Genomic DNA, 13,320 nt, shown 5'->3' with positions numbered 1-13,320 from the left:
GAGCGTGGCGATGACGTTGGACCAAGCCTATGCCGACAGCACCGTTGTGGTGACGGGCGGCGCCGGCTGCATCGGCGCCAGCCTCGTCCGCGCGCTGGCGGCGCACGGCGCCGCGCAGATCGTCGTGCTCGACGACCTGTCATCCGCCAGCCGCTGGAACGTTCCCGACGATCCGGCGGTGCGCTTCCAGCAGGGGAGCGTGCTCGACGACGAAGCGCTGCACACCGCGTTCGCGCAGAAGCCGGACTACGTGTTTCATCTGGCGGCGCTGTTCGCGAATCAGAACTCGATTGATCATCCCGAGCAGGATTTGATGGTCAACGGCCTCGGCACGCTCAAAGTCCTGCAGTTCGCGCGGCTCGCCGCGGTCCGGCGGTTCGTCTACGCGTCGTCCGGCTGTTCGGTGTACGGCAGCGCGGCCCCGCTGCCGCTGCGAGAAGATTTCGTGTCTATCGATCTCGACACGCCGTATCAGATCACCAAACTGCTCGGCGAGCTCTACTGCAACTTTTTCTTTCACTACTACAAGGTGCCCGTCGTGCGCGCGCGCTTCTTTAATGTATATGGACCCGGAGAAATCCCGGGCCGGTACCGGAACGTGATCCCCAACTTCATCTATTGGGCCCTGCGGAGAGAACCGCTGCCGATCATGGGGACCGGCGAGGAGACGCGCGACTTCACCTACGTCGGGGACATCGTCGAAGGGCTGCTTGCCGCCGGTGTGGCGAACGAGGCCGTCGGCGAGGCGATGAACCTGGCGTCGGGGAAGGAAACGACGGTCGCGTATCTGGCGGGGCTGATCAACGAAATGACCGGCAACCCGGCCGGCGTTCGGTACGTCCCGCGCCGCCCCTGGGACAACATCGTGCGGCGGTGCGCGGCGGTGGAAAAGGCCGGCCGCCTGCTGGGTTACCGGCCGTCGACCGACTTTGACACGGGCGCGCGGCGGACGTTTGAATGGTTCATGCAGCACCGGGACCAGATCGCTCGGGACGCACGGTTCTGACGCCGGAGGTCGTATGTACGCCATCGTGCTCGCGGGGGGAAAGGGAGAACGGCTCAGGCCGTTCACCGAGGACCGGCCGAAGGCTATGGTGGAGATCATGGGGGTGCCCATCCTGGGCTACCAGATTCACTGGCTTCAGACCCAGGGCATCACGGATCTCGTCATCGCGTCCGGCTACCGGCACGAGGTGATCGAAAGCTACTTCGGTGACGGCCAGCGCCTCGGCGTCCGCATCACACACGCCATCGAGGACGAGCCCTTGGGACGCGGCGGCGGCCTGCGCGCCGCGCTCGGGCACGTACCCCCCGGGGAGGACGTCGTCATCGCGACCAACGGCGACGTGATCACGAACTTCGCCCTCGCCCCGCTGCTGGCGGCCCACCGCGCCGGACACGCGGTCGCGACCGTCGTGCTCACGCCCTTTGTGAGCCCCTACGGCATCGTCGAGCTGGACGATCACGATCGCGTGACGCGGTTCCGCGAAAAGCCGGAGCTGCCGTACTGGATCAACGCGGGCGTGTACGCGCTCTCCCCGTCGGTCCGCGGCCTGCTGCCGGCGCAGGGAGACCACGAGACGACCACGTTTCCGGAGCTCGCCCGCGACGGCCGGCTCGGCGCCTACCGGTCGCGGGCGTACTGGCGGGGCGTCGACACGATCAAGGATGTGAACGAAGTGGCCGCCGAGTTCCAGCGTCGGTTGTTCGGCGTGCTGCGCGAGGAACAGACGTGAAGGCCATCATCCCGGTGGCCGGACGCGGCACGCGCCTGCGGCCGCACACGCACACCCAGCCGAAAGTGTTGATGAACGTGGCCGGCAAGCCGATCCTCGCCCATATTCTCGACGAACTGGGCGGCCTCGGCATCGAGGAGATTACGTTCGTCGTCGGGCACCTGGCCGAGCAGGTGGAAGACTACGTGCGCGAACGCTACCGGTTCGACGCGCACTTCGTGCACCAGGAGGAGGCGCTCGGCAACGGTCATGCGATCTACTTGGCGCGCGAACATCTCACGGGGCCGACCCTGATCGTGTTCGGGGACACGATCGTGGAGGCCGATCTCCGCAGCGCGATGCGCCTGCCCCACTCGGCGATCGGCGTCCACCGCGTCGAGAACCCGGGCGCCTTCGGCGTCGTCGAGGTCGACGGCGACGGCTTCGTCCGGCGTTTGTGGGAGAAGCCGGAGCAGCCGCCGGTCGGGCTGTCGCACATCCCCGACCTCGCCGTGGTCGGGGTGTACGTGATCCAGGAGGCGCCGCCGTTTCGCGCGGCCCTCGAAGAGATGGTGGCCCTGCGGCGCACCGCGCGGGGCGAGTACTGGCTCGCCGACGCGCTGCAGATCTTCGTCGACCGCGGGGCGCGTCTCAGGACGTTCCCCGTCCCCCACTGGTACGACTGCGGTACGCCGGAGGCGCTGCTCCGCGCCAACCACGCGCTGCTCGCTTCCGCGCCCAACCCCCGCCGCATCGACGGAACCTTCGTCATCCCGCCGTCCTCGATCGCCGATTCCGCGATCGTCGAGGGGTCGGTGATCGGCCCGTACGTGACGATCGCCGAGGGAGCGCAGGTCGTGAACTCGGTGCTGCGGGAGAGCATCGTCAACGCGCACGCCCGCGTCGAACGGGTCGTCCTCGAGGAATCGATCATCGGCGAGCGGGCCAGCGTGAAAGGCCGGCAGGTCCGCATCAACATCGGCGATAGTTCCGAAATCGAGCTGGCCTAGCCGCGCGGCCGAACGAGCCGGGCCGCCTCCGCGCACGCCCAGCCGAGACACAGCCCGCCCAACACGTCGGACGTCCAGTGGTCGCCGATGTACACGAGGGCGGCCATCATGACCACGATCAGCGCCGCGCCGGCAGCCGGCGTGCGCCCGAGCGCGGCGATCGCGAAGAACGTGGTGCGCGTCGTGTGGCCCGACGGGAAACTGTAGGGCTGCTGCACGCTCAGTCCGACCCGCTGGACGGCGCGTTGGAACTCCGGGGGCGGGCCCGGATGGGGGATCGTGAACTTGAGCGCCAGGGCGAGCAGACTGACGGCGGTCAGACCGCAGGCGAGCCACACCGCGGTCCACGCCCGGGCCGGGGCGCGCCGCCACAGCAGCACCGCCGCGAGCGCGACCGCGGGGATGAGCACCTCGGCGTCCCCAAGAAATACGAAGATCGCGGCGGGGAGATCCGGTCCCGGCGCCGCGCGCTGCAGCCACCTCGTTACGTCCAGATCCCACGCGTGCGACGGGAGGGCGAACGTGCCGGTCCCGACCGCGAGAAACAGCGCCAGCGCGGCCGTGAATCGCGGGATGCTCATACTCGTCGGTTCACGGTCCCAGCGTCCTCGTTCCTCCCGCCGGCGTCCCGCGGGGTCCGGCCACAGAGGAGCGGAGCCGCGCGGCAGCGTAATCGTCGCGCCGACATGAAGATTCTGGTGACCGGCGGCGCCGGGTTCATGGGCAGCAATCTCGTCCGGCATCTCGCCGGTCTCGGCTGCGACTGCGTGGTCTTCGACAATCTCTCCCGCGCCGGCGTCCGCGCAAACGCGGAGTGGCTGCGCTCCGAGGCGGGCCGCCGGGTCGAGTTCGTCCATGGCGATGTCCGCGACGCCGCGGCCGTCGCGGCCGCCGCCGGCGGGATCGACGCGATCTACCACCTCGCCGCGCAGACCGCGGTCACCACTTCGGTGACCGCCCCGCGCGAGGACTTCGACGTCAACGCGCTCGGCACGCTCAACGTCTTGGAAGCCGCCCGCCGGTCGCCGCGCGGGCCGAGGGTTGTCTTCGCCTCGACGAACAAAGTGTACGGCGGATTGGACGACCTCGAGATCGTCGAGCGCGGCAGGCGCTACGTCTTCGCCCGCGGCGACGGGGTTTCAGAGGCGCACCCGATCGAGTTTCACACACCGTACGGCTGCAGCAAAGGCGCCGCGGACCAGTATGTGCAGGACTACGGCCGGATGTACGGCTTCCGCACCGCGGTGCTGCGCCTGTCCTGCGTGTACGGGCCGCGCCAGTTCGGGACCGAGGATCAGGGCTGGGTCGCCCATTTTGTCATCGCGGCGGTGCTCGGCCGTCCGCTGTCCATCTACGGCGACGGCAAACAGGTGCGGGACGTTCTGTTTATCGACGACTTGGTGCGGCTGTACGCGCGCTTTCTGGAGGTCGACGACCCGGCCGCGTGGGGACGCGCCTACAACACGGGCGGCGGCTCGGCCTTTACCCTGTCGCTACTCGAGCTGCTCGAGATTCTCGAGCGGGAAACCGGGCACGGTCCGGCCGTGACGTTCGAGGAGTGGCGTCCGTCCGATCAGCGGGTCTACGTCTCCGATACGGCGCTGGTTCGTCGCGCGCTCGGATGGAAGCCGGAGGTCGCACCGGCCGACGGCGTTCGGCGCCTCCTCGGCTGGGTGCAGAGCCACCGCGACCTGTTCGCCGCCAGTCCCCGCGCCTGAAGCCCGCCGCGTGAACGTCCTGGTCCTCGCGACCAAGTATTTTGGGCTGGGCGGGGCGGAAGCGTACACGCGGATGTTCGCCGAAGCCGCGGCCGCGAACGGCAATCACGTCGACGAGCTCTCCCTCCTGGACGGCGAGGCGGTCGACCGCACGCACCCGGGGCGTTACCTCGGCGACCAGGGCCGGCGGTCGACGCCGCTGTCGCAGGCGCGGTTCGTGGCTCAAGCCGTACGCCACGCGCGCAGCCGCGACCTCGTGGTATGCAGCCACGTGGCGCTGGGACCGATCGGCCACACGCTGCTGCGGCTCTATCGCGTGCCCTACGTCGTCATCGGATACGGGATCGACGTGTGGGGGCCGCTCGGACCGCGCAGACAAACGGCGCTTCGGCGCGCCGCGCGCGTCGTCGCGCTGAGCCGTTTCACGGCGCGTCAGATCGAGTCGGTCCACGGAGTAGCCGCTTCCCGGCTTGCCGTCGTCCATCCCGCCGTCGATCCGGTGCTGCTGCGCGCAGCGTCCGCCGCGGTCCCTCGACGGCCGCACGACGGCGACGTGACGCTGTTGTCGGTCGCTCGCCTGTCCGCCCAGGAGCGATACAAAGGCGTCGACACGGTGATAGCGGCGCTGCCCTCGATTCTTGCCGAGCCGGGCGGCGTTCGCTACGTCGTCGCCGGCGACGGGGACGACCTTCCGCGGCTCCGTGCGCTGGCCGAGGAACGCGGGGTGGCGGAGGCCGTCGACTTTGTCGGCGCCGTCCAGCGCGCCGGACTTCCCGCGCTGTACGGCGCGGGCGACATCTTCGTCATGCCGTCGGTCGCCGAGCGGCGAGACGGCGGCTGGACCGGCGAAGGTTTTGGCATCGTCTACATCGAGGCGTCCGCGTTCGAGCTGCCCGTAGTCACGGGAAACGGCGGCGGCGCGCCGGAGGCGGTTCAGGACGGCGTGACAGGTTACGTCGTCGACGGCCGCGACGCGGGCGCCGTCGCCGCGACGCTGGTGCGTCTCATCAAGGACCCCGTGCTTCGCGCGCGCATGGGCGCGGCCGGACGGGCCTGGGTGGACGAGGGGTTCACCTTCGACCGGTTTGTGACCGATGTGGACGGTGTGCTCGACGCCGCGGTACGCGACGCGCGCTAGACGGTCCGGAGCGACCCCGGTGCCGACCGGCGGCACGGACGGACAGGACCGGAGCGGGTTCCGGCGAAGGACAGCAATAGATTGGTGAACGGAGAGCGGACGGCGCCCTTCGCGCAACGCCTCGCGCTTCTGGCGCTCGCCGGCTTGGTGCTGTACCTGTTTCTCATCGATCTCTCCTGGACCTATCCTCCCGATCCGGACAGCGCATCGATCATGCTGGCCGCGCAGGACGTCACCCGCGGCAACGTGACGCTGCGGGGCTGGACGCTGCCGGCCGACCCCTACGTCTCGTTCGACTTGCGACCGTTTGACCTGCCGCTCTACGCGGCCGGCGTCGCGCTCGCAGGCGTCGGGCCCGCGCCGCTGCACACGGTCCCGACGGTCCTCTACGTCGGGCTGATCCTGATCGTCGGCGTGGCGGTCGCGGCGTCGCCTGCGCCGGCCACGCCGGCGCGGCGGCTGCTTGGGGTGATCGCCGCCGTGATCCCGCTCGCCCTGCCCTCGCACATCCTCGGCTACCTCGGTCTCATCGGGAGCAACCACATCAGCGCGATCGCCGCGTCGCTCGCCGCCCTGCTGGCGCTCGAAGCGGCCGCCCGTTCGGATACGCCGGTCACGCGGCACACCCTCGCCTTGGTCGCGCTCGCCTTTGTGCTCCTCACCCTGGCCGTCGTCGGAGACACCACTGCGCTTGCCATCGCAGTGCTCCCCGTCCTTCTCGTCGCGGCAGGGGTCCTCCGCACCGCTCCGGACGAGCGGGCGCAGATGCGCCGCCGCTGTGCCGCCGCCGCGTTGGTGGCGATCGCCGCCGTGGGCGCCGCCGCGCTTCTTCGCCGGCTCGCGGTACACTCGGGTGGGATCGACATCGCGCCGGTCGTCCTTCAGGTGCGGCCGCCGCATTTCGCCTTTGCGCTGCGCTCGCTCGTGCGCGGCCTCATCAGCCTGAGCAACGGCAACCCCGCGGTACCGGCCGCGTGGACCGTGCCGCCCAACTCCTCGACCGATATACGGGTCGTCGTGTTCGGCATCTCCTTGTACTTCCTGTGGCGTGTTCCGGTGAACTGGCTGCGGAGGCGGCGCGTGGACTGGCTGTCGCTCGTGCTGTCGGTCGGAAGCGTCATCGTGCTGGCCGGCTATGTCCTTTGGGGCATCGGCCCCCTGCGGTATCTCATCCCGGTGGCCGTCTTCGCCTCGGTCGTGATGGGCCGCGAGATCGCCACCTGGGCGTGGCCGCGGGCCGCGCGCTCCTGGGTCGTCCCGGGGTTGTGCGCCGCTGTCGTCTGCTATGCCGTGGCGCCGGTGGGCCGGCTCGACCTGGGGCCGGCGCCGTCCCCCGCCGCCTTCGTGGGGTCCTGGCTCGAGAAGCATGACCTGAACGAGGGGTACGGCGACTGGCTCGATGCTCCGGTCATCACGGCGACGACAAAAGGCAGCGTGGCAGTGCGGCCGGTGAAGGCCGATGGGCGCCGTCTCGTGCCGATGCAGTTCATCGGCCGCCCCGACTGGTATGCGGCGCCGGCTCGGGCGCACTTCGTCGTCTTCAACCGGTTCAACGTGAATCCGGGCTCGGACGACAGCAACGTGTCCGCCGCCGTGGCGGCGGCGACGTTCGGTCCGCCCGACGGTCAGGCTATCGTGGGTCCATACCTCGTGCTCATCTGGAAGGCCGGAATCGGGTTCTGATCCGCGGTCCGGCTGATCTTGCCGTATCAACGACGCGCTGAGGCAGGGAGTAGGGAGGGTGGGATGTCAGAATCCGTTCGCCCGTGGGCGAAGGTCGGGCCGCCGACGGTGTTGGTCGAGAAGTTCGGCAAGTCGATTCTGACTCAGATATTTCGGAATCCCCGAACCGGGATCGACGCGGAGTACCTGCTCTTCGGCCACGCCGATTGGGCGACCGTCCTGCCCGTGACCGAGGACGGCCTTGTCATTGCCGTGCGCCAGTACAAACAGGGATGCGATCGGATCGTCACGGAGCTGCCCGGCGGAATGGCAGAACCCGGCGACGCGGACCCGGTCGCCGCCGTGACTCGCGAATTGATGGAAGAGACGGGGTACCGGCCTGAGCGGGTGACACCGGTCGGACCGCCGCTGTTCATGAACGCGCGCAATTCGTGGACCAAGTACCACCAGTTTCTGGCGACGGGCTGCCGCCGCGTTGCCGAACCCTCGTTTGACGAGCACGAGGATCTGGTGAGCCGGACGTTTTCCGTCGACGACTGGATCCGTCTGTGCCTGGAGGAGTTGGTGTCGCCGTCCGCCGTGGCCACGACGTTTCGGGCGCTGCCGCACCTGGGCTATCGATTCGTCCGGGAAGCGCCGGGGTGACGGCGCTTCGGCGGGCCCGGAGGAAGAACCTCGGCGAGCGCGGAAAGTATCTCGTCCCGTAATGGAGTCACGGGTGCTCGTCACCGGCGGCGCGGGGTACCTCGGATCTGTGCTGTGCGAGCATCTTCTCGACGCCGGGTGCCGGATCACGGTGCTGGACAATCTTGCGCACCGCCAGCACTCTCTTTTTCACCTCTGCGCGAACCCGGCGTTCACCTTCGAGTACGGCGACGCGCGGGACGAGGGCGTGGTACGGCGCCTGCTCGCCGCCGCCGACGTTGTCATTCCGCTCGCCGCGGTGGTCGGCGCCCCGGCCTGCGACCGCGATCCGTGGCTGGCCAAGGCGCTCAACCTCGATGCCGTCAAAATGCTCAACCGGCTGCGCAGCCCGAACCAGCTGGTCGTCTTCCCGACCACGAACAGCGGCTACGGGATGAAGCCGGGCGCGGCGTACTGCACCGAGGACACGCCGCTCGAGCCGATCTCGCTCTACGGCCGGACCAAGGCCGACGCCGAAGCGGAGCTCCTCGGCTCGCGGAACGCGATCTCGCTGCGGCTCGCGACGGTCTTCGGGATGTCGCCGCGGATGCGCGTCGACCTGCTCGTGAACCACTTCGTCTACGCCGCGGTCAAGGACCGGTATCTCGTCATCTTCGAGAAGCACTTCCGGCGCAATTTCGTCCATATCCGCGACGTCGCCGACTGTATGATCTACTGCGTCCGGCACGCGGACGCCATGGCCGGGCGATGCTATAATGTCGGTCTGGATTCGGCGAACCTGACCAAAGAGCAGCTGGCGTTGAAAGTGAAGGAACAGGTGCCCGACTTCGACATCGAGTTCGCGGCGATCGGGCAGGATCCGGACAAGCGCGACTACATTGTCTCCAATCAGCGCCTGCGCGACGCCGGCTTCGAGGCGCGGCGCTCGCTGGAGGAGGGGATCGGCGAGTTGCTCAAAGGCTACCGGATGCTGGCCTGGGGTCCGTTCGAGAATGTCTAAGCGCGCCGCCGCGACGGCCGTGGACCGCGCCGCGCGGGTACGGGCGCATTTGACGTCCGGCGCGGACGTCCGGCGCGCCGTCGCCGAGCACCTGATCCCGTCGATCCTCGCCGCGGCCGATCTCATCGCGGCGGCCTTCCGTGCCGGGGGCAAACTGCTGCTTTGCGGCAACGGCGGCAGCGCGGCGGACTGCCAGCACCTCGCGGCCGAGTTTGTGAACCGGCTGACGCGCGAGTTCGAGCGCCCCGGCCTGCCGGCCATCGCGCTGACGACCGATGCCTCCGTGCTCACCGCGGTGGCAAACGACACGGGGGCCGGCGAGATCTTCGCGCGGCAGGTGCAGTCGCTCGGCAGGCCCGGCGACGTCCTCGTCGCGATCAGCGCAAGCGGAACGTCGCCCAACGTGCTCCGGGCGGTCGAGGCCGCCCACGCGGCCGGCCTCCGGACGATCGCGCTGACGGGCCGCGCCGGCCGCGTGGCCCGGGTCGCCACGGTGGGCCTCGAGGTGCCGAGCGACCAGGTGCAGCATATTCAAGAGGCGCACCTTGCGATCGAGCACATTTTGTGCGACCTGGTCGAGCGCGCTCTCTTCGACGAGCCGGGAGCCCGCACGCCGTGATCGTCACCCGGACGCCGTACCGAATTTCGTTTTTCGGCGGCGGCACCGACTACCCCGTGTGGTACCGCGAACACGGCGGCGCGGTCCTGGCGGCTACGATCGACAAGTACTGCTATCTCTCGTGCCGCTACCTGCCGCCGTTCTTCGAGCACCGTCTGCGGGTCGTATGGTCCAAGATCGAGATGTGCCAGACGGTCGACGAAATTCAGCACCCCGCCGTGCGCGAGGTGCTGCGGCACCTCGGGATCGACCGCGGGGTCGAGATCCACCACGACGGCGACCTGCCGGCCCGCAGCGGCATGGGCTCCAGTTCCTCCTTCACCGTCGGCCTGCTGCACGCGTTGTACGCGCTGAAGGGACAGATGCCGAGCAAGGGGCGGCTCGCCTCGGAAAGTGTCTTCATCGAACAGGAAGTGCTCAAGGAGTCCGTAGGGTCGCAGGACCAGGTGCTTGCCGCGCACGGCGGGCTCAACCACGTGGTGTTCGGCCGGGACGGTGACATCCTGGTCAACCCGGTCACGCTCAGCCAAGACCTGGCGCAGCAGCTGAGCGGCCACCTGATGCTGTTCTATACCGGGATCACGCGGACGGCCTCGGAGGTCGCGGAGAGCTACATCCAGCGGACCGAAACGAACGAGCATCACATGCAGGCGCTCGGCGGGATGGTCGAGGAGGGGCTCGCGATTCTCAACGACGGTCGGGATCTGGCGCGGTTCGGCCGGCTCCTCGACGAGGCGTGGAAGGCCAAGCGCAGCCTCAGCACGAGCGTGTCGAGCCGGGAGATCGACGACCTGTACGACGCGGCCCGCGCCGCGGGCGCGATCGGCGGCAAGCTGACCGGCGCCGGCGGCGGCGGCTTCATGCTGCTGTTCGTCGAGCCGCACAACCGGCGGCGGGTGCGCGAGCGCCTGAACAGTCTGCTGCACGTGCCGTTCCGGTTCTCGTTCGGGGGCAGTCAGGTCGTCTTCTTCGAGCCGGAGCAGGATTATTCGGCGGAAGAACAGGACCGGGCCGGCCGCGTCCTGCGGCCGTTCCGTGAGTCCACGGCGGTCAAGCGGGCCGGCGGCAGCTGATGGACACCGGGCGCGGCGCCCCGCCGTCCTTGCGCCGCGTCCTCATCACCGGCGTCGCCGGTTCCGGCGGAAGCTATCTGGCCGAATACGTCCTCCGGAACCATCCCGAGGTCGAGGTCCACGGCATCGCGCGCTGGCACAGCGCCGCGCGGCACCGGGATCTGTTCGGCGGCCGGGTCGCGATCCACGAGTGCGACCTGCTGGACTACGGCTCGGTGCTGCGGGCGGTCGAGCGCGCGCGGCCGGACGGCGTCTTTCACCTCGCCGCGCACGCCAACGTGCGGGCGTCGTTCGATATCCCGGGCGTCGTCCTCGAGAACAACATCCTCGCCACCAGCAACCTCTTCGAGACGATCCGGCAGGCGAAGCTCGACCCGCTGATTCAGCTCTGCAGCACGTCGGAAGTCTACGGCCAAGTCAATCCCACGGACGTGCCGATCCGCGAGGACGCGCCGCTTCGACCGGTCAGCCCTTACGCCGTCTCGAAGGCCGCGCAGGATCTGCTCGGGTTCGCGTACTTCACGACCTACGGCATGCGGATCGTCCGCACGCGCATGTTTACGTATCTCAACCCGCGGCGGACCGATCTCTTTGCGACCGCCTTTGCCCGGCAGATCGCCTGGATCGAGGCAGGGCTCGCGTCCGAACTGGCGCACGGCAACCTCGAGTCGGTGCGTACGTTCATCGACGTGCGGGACGCGATGCGCGCCTACTGGGACGCCCTCGTTCACTGCCGGCCCGGCGAAGTCTACAACATCGGCGGCACGACCACGATGACCGTCGGCGAATGCCTCGAGCGCCTCGTCGCGATGGCCCGGGTGCCGATTCCCACTCGCCGCGACCCCGCCCTCGTCCGGCCTAAAGACGTCACGCTGCAGATTCCGTCCGTCGACAAGTTCATCCAGGCGACCGGCTGGGCGCCCCGCATCAGCTTCGAAGACAGCCTGCGGCACCTGCTCGACCACTGGCGGCGCGAGGCGCGGCACGCCCGCGGGACGGACGCGGCCGCCGCGCGGCCTGCGCCGCCGTCGCCGTGAAGGTGACGCTGCTGCTGCCCGTGCTCAACGAGATCCAGGGAGTGCGGGAGATCATGCCGCGGATCAACCGCGAGTGGTGCGACCAGCTGCTGGTCGTCGACGGCGGCTCCACCGACGGCACCCTGGAGTACTTTCAGGAGCGCGGCTACGAGGTCGTGACGCAGCGGCGGCCGGGGTTGCGCTTCGCCTACCTCGACGCGTTGCCGTCCATCCGGGGCGACGTGGTCATCACGTTCAGCCCGGAGGGCAACTCGCTGCCCGAGGTGATCCCCGCGCTGGTCGCCAGGATGCGGGACGGCTACGACATGGTCATCGTCTCACGGTACACGGGCGGCGCGCGCAGCGACGACGACGACTTCATGTCCGGCCTCGCGAACCGGGTGTTCACGAAGACTATCAACTTGTTATTCCGGGCACGTTATACTGACGCTATGGTGATGTTCCGGGGATACCGCCGGACCTTGCTGGAGGAGCTCGACCTCGACAAGGACCGGTCCTACTGGCCGGAGGAGGCGTTGTTTCGCAAGCGGGTCGGCCTCGAGCCGCTGCTGAGCATCCGGGCGGCGAAGCGGCGCCTCCGGACGGCGGACATCCCGGGCAGCGAACCGGTGCGGATCGGCGGCCGGAAGAAGCTGCACGTGCAGTGGGGCTTCGCCTACATCGTGGAGATCGGGCGGGAGCTGTTCTTTTGGCGCTAGGGCCACGGACACGTACGGAGGGCGACGCATGCACAACGATCGCACCAGGGAATTCTACCGGGCACTCTTCCGGATCCGCCGGGTCGAAGAGGAAGTCGCCCGCGTCTATCCCACCGACAAGATCAAGAGCCCGATCCACCTCTCGATCGGCCAGGAGGCGGTGTCTGTCGGCGTCTGCCGCGCGCTGCGGCGCGACGACATCGTCTTCGGCACCCTGCGCGGCCACGCGATGTACCTCGCCAAGGGCGGCGATCTCAAGAAGATGATCGCCGAGCTCTACGGCAAGGCGACCGGCTGCGCCAAAGGCAAGGGCGGTTCGATGCACCTCATCGACCTCGACGCCGGCGTGATGAGCACCGCGGCCATCATGGGCGTGAACGACCCGCAGGCGGTCGGCTACGCTTGGGCGCTCAAGATCCAAGGGAAGGACGGCGTCGTCGCGTCCTTCACGGGCGACGGCGCCTGGGAAGAGGGCTCGGTGCCCGAGGCGATCAGTTTCGCCTCGCTCAAGAAGCTGCCCGTGCTGTTCGTCTGCGAAAACAACTCCTACGCGATCCACAGCCACATCAACGCGCGGCAGCCGGCCCCGAGCTTCTGCGAGCGGGTGCGCGCGTACGGCGTGCCGGCCGAGCGGATCGAGGACATGGACGTGTTCAAGATCTACGAGTGGACGCAGCGCGCGGCGGCCGGCCTGCGCGGCGGCCGGCCCGGCCCGCGCTTCCTGGAGTGCGTGACGTACCGGTGGCGGGAGCATGTCGGCCCGAACGAAGACTACGACAAGGGCTACCGCTCAAAGCGCGACCTCGAGCCGTGGGTCGCGGCCGATCAGGTGACGCGGCTCGCGCAGCTGGTGCCGCCGCGGGAGCGCGAGGCGATCGAACAGGGGGTGCTGGCGGAGATCCGCGAGGCCTTCGAGTTCGCCGAGCGCAGCCCAATGCCCGACCCGGGGGAGCTCTACACGGACCTGCTCAAGGAGGCGCGGCA

General features: G+C 69.0%; 14 protein-coding genes. 13 read left to right on the top strand and 1 reads right to left on the bottom strand.

Going from position 1 to position 13,320, the window contains the following annotated elements:
* The first annotated feature begins 10 nt into the window (after window positions 1–10).
* The 3 genes from VFL28_14875 to VFL28_14865 are packed head-to-tail and all read left to right on the top strand — an operon-like array spanning window position 11 to window position 2,725.
* Window positions 11–1,006 (top strand): NAD-dependent epimerase/dehydratase family protein, encoded by a 996-nt coding sequence (locus VFL28_14875; GenBank protein ID HET7265947.1) that lies wholly within the window; start codon window positions 11–13, stop codon window positions 1,004–1,006.
* A 13-nt stretch (window positions 1,007–1,019) separates the two neighbouring features.
* A complete protein-coding gene (locus VFL28_14870; GenBank protein ID HET7265946.1) occupies window positions 1,020–1,736 on the top strand; it encodes a nucleotidyltransferase family protein in 717 nt (238 codons plus the stop codon).
* Entirely contained in the window at window positions 1,733–2,725 is a 993-nt protein-coding gene (locus VFL28_14865; GenBank protein ID HET7265945.1) for a sugar phosphate nucleotidyltransferase, read from the top strand. The genes VFL28_14870 and VFL28_14865 overlap by 4 nt, the downstream gene beginning before the upstream one ends.
* Here VFL28_14865 and VFL28_14860 read toward each other — a convergent pair.
* Window positions 2,722–3,306, bottom strand: a complete 585-nt coding sequence (locus tag VFL28_14860) for a phosphatase PAP2 family protein (protein HET7265944.1) — start codon at window positions 3,304–3,306, stop codon at window positions 2,722–2,724. The two genes, VFL28_14865 and VFL28_14860, sit on opposite strands and share 4 nt — an antisense overlap.
* A 105-nt stretch (window positions 3,307–3,411) precedes the next feature.
* Here VFL28_14860 and VFL28_14855 point away from each other — a divergent pair, with 105 nt between their 5' ends.
* The 10 genes from VFL28_14855 to VFL28_14810 all read left to right on the top strand — a co-directional run.
* On the top strand, window positions 3,412–4,443 hold the full coding sequence (locus VFL28_14855; GenBank protein ID HET7265943.1) for an SDR family NAD(P)-dependent oxidoreductase: 1,032 nt from the start codon (window positions 3,412–3,414) through the stop codon (window positions 4,441–4,443).
* A gap of 10 nt (window positions 4,444–4,453) precedes the next feature.
* Window positions 4,454–5,581 (top strand): glycosyltransferase family 4 protein, encoded by a 1,128-nt coding sequence (locus VFL28_14850; GenBank protein ID HET7265942.1) that lies wholly within the window; start codon window positions 4,454–4,456, stop codon window positions 5,579–5,581.
* A gap of 84 nt (window positions 5,582–5,665) precedes the next feature.
* On the top strand, window positions 5,666–7,264 hold the full coding sequence (locus VFL28_14845; GenBank protein HET7265941.1) for a hypothetical protein: 1,599 nt from the start codon (window positions 5,666–5,668) through the stop codon (window positions 7,262–7,264).
* A 63-nt stretch (window positions 7,265–7,327) separates the two neighbouring features.
* Window positions 7,328–7,909, top strand: coding sequence for an NUDIX hydrolase (locus VFL28_14840; protein HET7265940.1), 582 nt, complete (start codon window positions 7,328–7,330; stop codon window positions 7,907–7,909).
* A gap of 61 nt (window positions 7,910–7,970) precedes the next feature.
* The gene (locus tag VFL28_14835; protein HET7265939.1) at window positions 7,971–8,909 is read left to right on the top strand and encodes an NAD(P)-dependent oxidoreductase; all 939 of its coding nucleotides are present in this window, start codon (window positions 7,971–7,973) and stop codon (window positions 8,907–8,909) included.
* Window positions 8,902–9,528, top strand: a complete 627-nt coding sequence (locus VFL28_14830) for an SIS domain-containing protein (protein ID HET7265938.1) — start codon at window positions 8,902–8,904, stop codon at window positions 9,526–9,528. The genes VFL28_14835 and VFL28_14830 overlap by 8 nt, the downstream gene beginning before the upstream one ends.
* Window positions 9,525–10,601, top strand: a complete 1,077-nt coding sequence (locus VFL28_14825; GenBank protein HET7265937.1) for a kinase — start codon at window positions 9,525–9,527, stop codon at window positions 10,599–10,601. The genes VFL28_14830 and VFL28_14825 overlap by 4 nt, the downstream gene beginning before the upstream one ends.
* Complete coding sequence (locus VFL28_14820; GenBank protein ID HET7265936.1) at window positions 10,601–11,638, top strand: GDP-mannose 4,6-dehydratase; 1,038 nt, start codon at window positions 10,601–10,603, stop codon at window positions 11,636–11,638. Before VFL28_14825 ends, VFL28_14820 begins: the two co-directional genes overlap by 1 nt.
* Complete coding sequence (locus VFL28_14815; protein HET7265935.1) at window positions 11,635–12,336, top strand: glycosyltransferase family 2 protein; 702 nt, start codon at window positions 11,635–11,637, stop codon at window positions 12,334–12,336. The genes VFL28_14820 and VFL28_14815 overlap by 4 nt, the downstream gene beginning before the upstream one ends.
* Window positions 12,337–12,364: 28 nt before the next feature.
* Window positions 12,365–13,320, top strand: a 956-nt coding sequence (locus tag VFL28_14810) for a thiamine pyrophosphate-dependent dehydrogenase E1 component subunit alpha (GenBank protein HET7265934.1), incomplete at its 3' end; no start/stop codon positions are given.

The sequence above is a fragment of the bacterium genome (assembly GCA_035691305.1).
In the GTDB taxonomy this organism is placed as follows: Bacteria; Sysuimicrobiota; Sysuimicrobiia; order Sysuimicrobiales; family Segetimicrobiaceae; genus DASSJF01.
This window is presented reverse-complemented; position numbering and strand designations above follow the sequence as displayed.

Coding starts and splice junctions, on each gene's coding strand:
- VFL28_14860 (HET7265944.1), bottom strand. CDS start 3,306: ATGAGCATCCCGCGATTCACGGCCGCGCTGGCGCTGTTTCTCGCGGTC.
- VFL28_14830 (HET7265938.1), top strand. CDS start 8,902: ATGTCTAAGCGCGCCGCCGCGACGGCCGTGGACCGCGCCGCGCGGGTA.
- VFL28_14840 (HET7265940.1), top strand. CDS start 7,328: ATGTCAGAATCCGTTCGCCCGTGGGCGAAGGTCGGGCCGCCGACGGTG.
- VFL28_14855 (HET7265943.1), top strand. CDS start 3,412: ATGAAGATTCTGGTGACCGGCGGCGCCGGGTTCATGGGCAGCAATCTC.
- VFL28_14870 (HET7265946.1), top strand. CDS start 1,020: ATGTACGCCATCGTGCTCGCGGGGGGAAAGGGAGAACGGCTCAGGCCG.
- VFL28_14835 (HET7265939.1), top strand. CDS start 7,971: ATGGAGTCACGGGTGCTCGTCACCGGCGGCGCGGGGTACCTCGGATCT.
- VFL28_14875 (HET7265947.1), top strand. CDS start 11: ATGACGTTGGACCAAGCCTATGCCGACAGCACCGTTGTGGTGACGGGC.
- VFL28_14820 (HET7265936.1), top strand. CDS start 10,601: ATGGACACCGGGCGCGGCGCCCCGCCGTCCTTGCGCCGCGTCCTCATC.